2 protein-coding genes are annotated in these 1554 nt (G+C 71.6%); one reads left to right on the top strand and one right to left on the bottom strand.

The features are described 5' to 3' along the window. The coding region (locus tag Q4F04_RS15935; RefSeq protein WP_368660745.1) for a heme ABC transporter ATP-binding protein at nt 1-806 on the top strand (806 nt) is incomplete at its 5' end. 54 nt (nt 807-860) lie between these two features. Here the strand turns inward: Q4F04_RS15935 and Q4F04_RS15940 are convergent. Then, nucleotides 861-1554, bottom strand: a 694-nt coding sequence (locus Q4F04_RS15940) for a TonB C-terminal domain-containing protein (protein ID WP_303370763.1), incomplete at its 5' end; no start/stop codon positions are given.

Raw genomic sequence — 1554 nt, forward strand, 5'->3', positions numbered from 1 at the left:
ATTCTCATCGGCCGCGCCGCGGAGATGGAGCCATGACGCTGGCCGCCCATGATCTCTCGCTGTCCCTCGGCCGCCGTCCGGTGCTGCATCGGATCGACTTCGCGGCAAGGCCCGGCACGCTGACCGCGATCGTCGGCCCAAACGGGTCGGGCAAGACCACACTGCTGCGCGCCCTGACCGGAGAGCTTGCGGCCGAGCGTCGCGTGACGCTTGACGGACGCGCGCTCGAGGATTGGCCGCCCGCCGCCCTTGCCCGTCGCCGCGCCGTGCTGCCGCAGTCGGTGACGCTGGCCTTTCCCTTCACGGTACTGGAAATCGTCAAGCTCGGCTGCGAGGTGCGGGGCGTTTCGGGCGACACACCCGCGCTCGACGCCCTTGCCGCGGTCGGGCTGGCGGCCCATGTCGGCCGCCCCTGCCAGCAGCTGTCGGGGGGCGAGCAGCAGCGGGCACAGTTGGCGCGCGTGCTGGCGCAGGTCGGTGGGCCATCCGGGGTTGAAGGGCCGAACTGGCTTTTGCTGGACGAGCCCGTGTCGGCGCTGGACATCGGCCATCAGCTGGCGGTCATGCGTCTGGCACGCGACTTCGCGGCTGGGGGCGGCGGAGTCGTCGCGGTGATGCACGACCTGAACCTGACGGCGATGTTTGCGGACCGGGTCGTTTTGATGGAATCGGGGCGCCTGGCTGCCGAAGGGGCGCCGGCCGAGGTGCTGACCTCGGATCGGCTGAGCCAGGTCTATGCCTGCCCGTTACAGGTCGGAAAGGCGCCGGCCGAAGGGCCGTTCATCCTGCCCCAAAGCGCGGCATAGGACTCGGGCGGCCTGTGTCGGCCGCACGGTTGCCCTGCCTCGTGAACTGCGTTCTCACCGATTGATACGAAACGGCACGGTGAAGCTGGCGGGCTGGCCGCCTGGCGGGGCGGTCATGCGCGGCATCCTGTTCGCCTGCCGCTGGAGCGCCTGATCCACATGCGCATCGCCGCTACCCTTTGCCAGCCGGGCGCTCGCGCGGCCATTTGGCTGGATGGTGACCGTGACGGCTGCGGTGACGCTGCCCCTGCCGCCCGAGATGCGGGTGCGTCTCATATGCGCGGTGATGCGGGCACCGACTGTTTGCTGCCATGACGCGATCTGCCCTGCCGAAGCGGCGCGCGACGCGCTGCCCTGTGCAGCCTGGCGTGCGGGCTGGGCGCCAGAACTTTCCCGCCCTCGGGCCGGCTGGCGGGCCTGCGGTTCGGCCTGCCGCTGCTCGGCCCGCTGTTCCGCCCGGCGCTCGGTGCGAGGCTGTTCGCGCCGGGTCTCGCGCCGTTCGGGTTCGCGCCGGCGCTCCGGTTCGGGTCTGGCCTCGCGGGCGAGTTCCAGAATGCGCTCGGGGCGCTGCCGCGGAGGCTGCTTCAGCCGAGCAGCCGGGGCTGCGAGCGAGGCGAAATCGGAAGGCGGCAATGTCACCAGCGGCGGGGGGGTGAAGTCCGGCGACGGAGGCGGCTCGAACGCCGCCGTCTCGGGCGGGGGAAGCGGCTCGATCGGCGGCGGGGTAAAGTCTGGCGCGGGCTCCGTC

The organism is Paracoccus sp. (in: a-proteobacteria), from assembly GCF_030536915.1.
GTDB lineage: Bacteria > Pseudomonadota > Alphaproteobacteria > Rhodobacterales > Rhodobacteraceae > Paracoccus.